At 68.4% G+C, this 6,749-nt stretch carries 5 protein-coding genes; all 5 read left to right on the top strand.

Features of this window, described 5'->3' with window-relative positions; translation table 11 throughout:
- A partial coding sequence (locus FHD68_RS16935; RefSeq protein WP_139086301.1) for an N-acetylmuramoyl-L-alanine amidase family protein occupies positions 1-757 on the top strand: 757 nt, incomplete at its 5' end.
- Between the two features lie 75 nt (positions 758-832).
- Complete coding sequence (locus tag FHD68_RS16930; RefSeq protein ID WP_139086299.1) at positions 833-3,376, top strand: penicillin-binding protein 1A; 2,544 nt, start codon at positions 833-835, stop codon at positions 3,374-3,376.
- A 218-nt stretch (positions 3,377-3,594) separates the two neighbouring features.
- Positions 3,595-4,719 (top strand): peptide chain release factor 2, encoded by a 1,125-nt coding sequence (prfB, locus tag FHD68_RS16925; RefSeq protein WP_045999394.1) that lies wholly within the window; start codon positions 3,595-3,597, stop codon positions 4,717-4,719.
- Positions 4,716-5,702 carry an aldo/keto reductase gene (locus tag FHD68_RS16920; RefSeq protein ID WP_139086297.1) on the top strand — a complete coding sequence of 329 codons (987 nt, stop codon included), beginning with the start codon at positions 4,716-4,718 and terminating at the stop codon, positions 5,700-5,702. Before prfB ends, FHD68_RS16920 begins: the two co-directional genes overlap by 4 nt.
- 87 nt (positions 5,703-5,789) lie before the next feature.
- Positions 5,790-6,734, top strand: coding sequence for a patatin-like phospholipase family protein (locus tag FHD68_RS16915; RefSeq protein ID WP_139086295.1), 945 nt, complete (start codon positions 5,790-5,792; stop codon positions 6,732-6,734).
- The last annotated feature ends 15 nt before the right edge of the window (positions 6,735-6,749 follow it).

The following is a 6,749-nucleotide window of genomic DNA, read 5'->3' as shown; positions in this document are numbered from 1 at the left end:
GGCGGCGCTGCGCAACCTGCCCGATCCGGCGGACCTGCCGCCGCCCGCCACTGCGACGGGGCTGGCGGTGACGCTGGACCCCGGTCACGGCGGCTTCGACCCCGGCGCGCAGGCGGGCCCCGATACCGAGGCCGCGCTGGTCCTGACATTCGCGCAGGAGCTGCGCACCGCCCTGGAGGCGCGAGGCGTGACGGTCACGATGACCCGCGACAGCGACGTCTATGTCAAGCTGGAGGACCGGATGACCGCGGCGCGGCAGTCGGGGTCCCACCTGCTGCTGTCGCTGCATGCCGATGCGCTGCCGCAGGGGCAGGCGGCGGGGGCCACGGTCTATGTCTGGAACAGTTCGTCCGACACGCGGGCGGGCCAGCAGCTGACGATGCGCCACCAGCGCGACGACCTGCTGGCGGGGATGGACCTGCGCGGCCAGGACGACGCGCTGGCCACGGTGCTGATGGATTTCGCGCGCACCGACACCCAGCCCCGGTCCGAGGCCTTCGCGCGGCTGCTGACCTCGCGCATGGCGCTGCGGGGGATCGGGCTGCACGGGCGGCCGGTGCAGGGGGCGGCGTTCTCGGTGCTGAAATCGCCCGACATCGCGTCGGTCCTGCTGGAGCTGGGGTTCATCTCGGACCAGACGGACCTTGCGAACCTGACCGACCCCGAATGGCGCGCCCGCATGGTCGAGGCCGTGGCCGAGGCCACGACCGGCTGGTGGCGCGACGAACAGGCGCGCGCGGGACTGCTTCGTCACTGACACACCCAGTGTTGCTTTGACCGGGGGACCCGTGGCCGTTATAGACGCGGCGAAACCCCGACAAAGGCTGACCCCGTGCTGCGACCCATCCTGTCTTTCTTCGGTGCGATCTTTTCCTGGGTGGTCACCGGGGTGTTCTTTGCGGCCCTGACCGTCGGCGGCATCTTCTGGATCTATTCGCGCGACCTGCCTAGCCACGAGACGCTGGCCCAGTATTCGCCCAAGACCATCAGCCGCATCTATTCCGCCGAAGGCCAGCTGATCGACGAGTTCGCCGAGGAGCGCCGCATCTTCGTGCCCATCGACGAGGTGCCCGACCTGATCAAGCAGGCCTTCGTCAGCGCCGAGGACAAGAACTTCTACAGCCATCCGGGCTATGACCTGCGCGGCATCCTGTCCGCCGCCTTCGAGGCCGCGGTCTCTGGCGGGTCCAGCGTGCGCGGCGCGTCCACGATCACCCAGCAGGTGATGAAGAACTTCCTTCTGTCCAGCGACCGCAGCGTGGAACGCAAGGTCAAGGAGCTGATCCTGGCCGCGCGGCTGGAACGCAGCCTGTCCAAGGACCAGATCCTAGAACTGTACCTGAACGAGATCTTTCTGGGTCAGAACAGCTTCGGCGTGGCCGCCGCGGCCCAGACCTATTTCAACAAGTCGCTGTCCGAACTGGCCCCGCACGAGGCCGCGATGCTGGCCGCCATGCCGCAGGCGCCCGGCCGCTATCACCCCGTGACCGCCAAGGAGCGCGTGACCGAACGGCGCAACTATGTCCTGCGCGAGATGTGGCAGAACGGCTTCATCGACGAGGCCACCTATGAGGCCGAGGCCAAGCTGCCGCTGCGGTCGGTGCAGAACGGGGACTATCCGTCGTTCCGCCGTGCGCTGCCGCCGCGCGACTATTTCACCGACGAGATCCGCCGCCAGCTGAGCCTGGAGTTCGGCCAGGAGGAGTTCTTTGGCGGCGGGCTGACCATCCGCGCGACCGTCGATCCCGACCTGCAGTCGGAGGCTGCAAGCGCGCTGCAGACCGCGCTGGAGGATTACGACCGCAACCGCGGCGTCTGGCGCGGTACCGGAGAGGTGATCGAGGCCGGACTGCTGACCGACGAGGCCAGCTGGCGCGGCGCGCTGTGGGACCTGCGCCTGCCGCGCGACATTCCGGGCTGGCACCCGGCCGTGGTGCTGGAGGTCGGGGCATCCGACGCCCGCATCGGCATCGAGGGGATCGAGGAGGACGCCGACGGTCACTGGATCCCGGCATCCGACGTGCAATGGGCCCGGCCCCTGGACCGCGAGACGCGCACGCTGGGACCGCGCGCGCAGGTGGCGGGCGATCTGGTGCAGGTGGGCGACGTGGTCCTGGTCCGCGCCATGATGGATGGTGCCGATTTCAACCGCTGGAGCCTGCGCCAGGTGCCCGAGGTGCAGGGCGGTTTCATGGCGATGGACGTCAATACCGGCCGCGTCCTGGCGATGCAGGGCGGGTTCTCGTACGAGAGCAGCGTCTTCAACCGCGCTACGCAGGCGCAGCGCCAGCCGGGGTCGTCCTTCAAGCCCTTCGTCTATGCCGCGGCGCTGGACAGCAACTATACCCCCGCGACCATCGTCGTGGACGAGCCGATCCGCATCAACACGCCCCAGGGCTTGTGGGAACCGCAGAACTCGTCGGGGCGCCATTACGGGCCGACGCCGCTGCGGACGGGGATCGAGCAGTCGCGCAACCTGATGACCATCCGCATTGCCGACGACATCGGCATGGATCGGGTCGCCAAGTATGCCGAGGATTTCGGCGTCTATGACACGCTGGCGCCGTTCCTGGCCAACGCCCTGGGCGCGCAGGAGACGACGCTGTTCAAGATGGTCGCCGCCTATGCGATGTTCGCCAACGGCGGCGAGCGGGTTGAGCCCACGCTGGTCGACCGTGTCCAGGACCGCCGCGGGCGCACCGTCTATCGCCACGACCAGCGCGTCTGCGAGACCTGCGCGATGCAGGCCATGCCCGCCGGGCAGGCGCCGGTGATCGACACCAACCGCGAACGCGTGATGGACGCGGTCACGGCCTATCAACTGACCTCGATGCTGGAGGGCGCGGTCGAGCGCGGTTCGGGGTCGGGCGTCGATCTGCCCGTGCCGATCGCGGGCAAGACCGGCACGACCAACGATGCCAAGGACGTGTGGTTCATCGGCTATTCCAGCAACATCGTGGCGGGTTGCTATCTGGGCTATGACCAGCCGCGTTCGCTGGGCGAACGGGCCTATGGGGGGACGCTGTGCGTTCCGGTCTTCAACGCCTTCATGCGCGAGGCCGTGGCCGAGTATGGCGGGACGGAGTTCACCGTCCCGCCGGGCGGCTATTGGGTCAAGATCGACCGCATCACCGGCCAGCGCTTGCCGGACGATGCCAGCGGCCCGAACGTCATCGCCGAGTATTTCCGCGACGGCACCGATCCCGACTGGCTGACACCCTATGTCGTGTCGGGGTTTGGCGACGAGGTGGTGATCCTGCCCTGGGAAGCCGGGGCCAGCGGTGGGGGGCAGGCGATCACGACCTCGACCGGCGAGAGGCGGGTCATTCCGGGGCGGACCGATTTCGGCACCATGTCGTCGGGCGGGCTGTACTGAGGCCGCGCGCCCGTTTGCGTCCCGCGACGGGCGGGGGGCTTGCTGCCCCCCGCACCCCCCGCCCATCGCGGTGACGATGAGGTGTCACGGGGGGCGTCCGGAGCGGGACCGGTGGGTGCATGGCGCAGCGGGCGTGGCGTAGGGCCGTGCCGGTCTTGCCCAAGGGCGGCCTTCGCGGTATCACCCCGGACCTGACGCCTGACCGAAGGAATCCGCCCATGCGCGCCGAGACGCAGTCCACCATCGAGGCCATCCGCCGTTCCCTGACCCTGCTGGGCCAGCGCCTGGACTGGACCACCGCGCCGCATCGCCTGGAAGAGATGAACGCCATGATCGAGGATGGCGACCTGTGGTCGGACCCGGCCCGCGCGCAGAAGCTGATGCGCGAGCGGCAGTCGCTGTCGGACGCCATTGAGACCTATCGCCGGATCGAGGGCGACCTGTCGGCCAATGCCGAGATGATCGAGCTGGCCGAGGAGGAGGGCGACGCCGAACTGGTGTCCGAGGCCGAGGGCAACCTGAAAGCGCTGGCCAAGATGGCCGCCCAGAAGGAACTGGAGGCGCTTCTGAACGGCGAGGCTGACGGCAACGACACCTTCCTGGAGATCAACGCGGGCGCGGGCGGCACGGAAAGCTGCGATTGGGCGTCGATGCTGGCGCGCATGTACGTGCGTTGGGCCGAGAAGAAGGGATACGAGGTCGAGCTGCTGTCCGAGACGCAGGGCGAGGAGACCGGCATCCGCAGCGCCGCCTACAAGGTCAGCGGGCACAACGCCTATGGCTGGCTGAAATCGGAATCGGGCGTGCACCGGCTGGTGCGCATCAGCCCCTATGACAGCGCGGCGCGGCGGCACACCTCGTTCAGCAGCGTCTGGGTCTATCCGGTGGTCGACGACAATATCGAGATCGACATTCCCGACCGCGACATCCGCATCGACACCTATCGGTCGTCGGGTGCCGGCGGTCAGCACGTGAACACCACGGATTCCGCCGTTCGGATCACCCACCTGCCCACCAACATCGTCGTCACGTCGTCGGAAAAATCCCAGCACCAGAACCGCGCCAACGCCATGGCCGCACTGAAGGCGCGCCTGTACCAGATGGAGTTGGACCGCCGCAACGCGGAGGTGAACGCCCAGCACGCCGCCAAGGGCGATGCGGGCTGGGGCAACCAGATCCGCAGCTATGTCCTGCACCCCTATCAGATGGTCAAGGACCTGCGCACCAGCGAGGAGACCAGCGACACCCAGGGCGTGCTGGACGGCGACCTGGACCGCTTCATGGCCGCGACCCTGGCCCTGGACGTGGCCGGGAAAAGCCGCGCCGAGGCCAACGCCGAGTGATCGCACGGCGCCAGCTGGGGCAGGGCGGTCCCCGGGTCGGGGCCGTAGCCTTGGGGACGATGAACTTTCAGGGCACCTATGGCGCGGCGGATGCGGCGGAGAGCCAGCGGGTGATCGACGCCTGCATCGACATGGGGATCGACCATATCGATACCTCCGACGTCTATGGCGCGGGCGGGGCCGAGGAGATGCTGGCCCCGGTCCTGGCGCGCCACCGGGGCCGCGTGACCATCGCCAGCAAGGCGGGCATCACCCGTAATCCGGGCCATCCCTTTGACAATTCGCCCGCCTATCTGCGCGCCGCGCTGGAGCGGTCGCTGCACCGCATGGGGGTCGAGCGGATCGACCTCTACTATCTGCACCGCCGCGAGGCCGCCCGCCCGGTCGAGGAGGCGATGGAGACGCTGCTGCGCCTGCGCGACGAAGGCAAGATCGGCGCCATCGGCCTGTCCGAGGTGGCGCCGTCCACGCTGGAACGGGCCTGCGCCGTCGGTGCGGTGGCCGCCGTGCAGTCGGAATATTCGCTATGGTCGCGCCAGGTCGAACTGGGCATGGTCGATGCCTGCGCGCGTCACGGGGCGGCGCTGGTCGCGTTCTCTCCGGTCGGGCGGGGCGTCTTTGCCAATGTGCCGCCGGACCCGGCGGGCTTTGCGCCGGGCGATCTGCGCGCCGGCATGCCGCGGTTTCAGGTCGACACCTGGGCGCGCAACCTGCCGCGGTTGCGGGCCTTTGCGGACTGGGCGCGCGATCAGGGCGAAAGCCCGGCGGCCGTGGCGATCGCATGGGTGCTGTCGCGCGCGCCGCATGTCATCGCGCTGCCCGGATCGCGCAGCCTGGAGCATTGGCGTCAGATCGCCCGCGGCGCGGGCCTGTCGCTGAGCGCCGACCAGCTGGCCCGGATCGACGCGATCCTGCCCGCCGGGTGGGCGCATGGCGCGCGCTATGGCACCGCGATGGCGCAGGGGCCCGAAGGCTGGGCGTGATGCCGCAGCGCGGCATCGGCGCGGAACTTGCCATGATATCGGACCTTTGTATGATGCTGCGACTGCATCATGAACAAGGGGCGGGCCATGGAGATCAAACGCATCAATCTGGCCCTGCAGGGCGGCGGCGCGCATGGGGCCTTTACCTGGGGCGTCCTCGACCGCCTGCTGGAGGAGGAGTGGCTGGAATTCGCGGCGATCAGCGGCACTTCGGCCGGGGCGCTGAACGGGGCGGCGCTCAAGGCGGGGCTGGCGGCGGGCAAGGGCCTGGCCGGGCGGCGTGCCGCGCGCGAGAACCTGGATGCCCTGTGGATGCAGGTCGGATCGAAAAGCGACAACCGCGTGGTGCGCTGGACGCAGTCGGTGATGCCCATGTCCCGCGGCATGCAGCGCTGGACCGAGATGGTGTCCCCGGCCGCTTGGATGGACAACCTGACGCGGCTGTTCAGCCCCTATGATTACGGCCCGTTCTACGTCAACCCGCTGGAATCGCTGCTGCGCGACCTGCCTTGGGCGGATTTCACCTGCGATCGGGGGCCGGACCTGTATGTCGCCGCCACGAACGTCCGCACGGGCCGCATCAAGGTCTTCACCGGTGGCCAGGCGACGGTCGATGCGGTGATGGCCTCGGCCTGCCTGCCGACGTTGTTCCGCGCGGTCGAGATCCACGACAGCGACACCGGGCGCATCGAGGCCTATTGGGACGGCGGCTATGCGGGCAACCCGGCGCTGTTCCCGCTGTATCGCGCAAGCCTGCCCCGCGACATCCTGATCGTGGCGATCAACCCGCTGATGCGCGAGGTGCTGCCCCGCACCCCGGTAGAGATATCGGACCGCGTGAACGAGGTCAGCTTCAACAGCAGCCTGATGAATCAGCTGCGCGCCATCAATTTCGTCAAGCGCCTGTTCGCCCAGGGCAAGATGGACGGCGACGCGATGAAGAACGTGCTGATCCACCTGATCGACGACGACAAGCTAGAGCGTTTCTGCAAAACCCGGAATCATGGGATTTTCATAGGGGTCTGCTTGTGATTCATCCTTTCTAGG

The organism is Paracoccus marcusii, assembly GCF_006151785.1.
GTDB classification, from domain to species: Bacteria; Pseudomonadota; Alphaproteobacteria; order Rhodobacterales; family Rhodobacteraceae; genus Paracoccus; species Paracoccus marcusii.
Note: the sequence above shows the minus strand (reverse complement) of the source record. Positions and strands in the feature narration are given on the sequence as shown.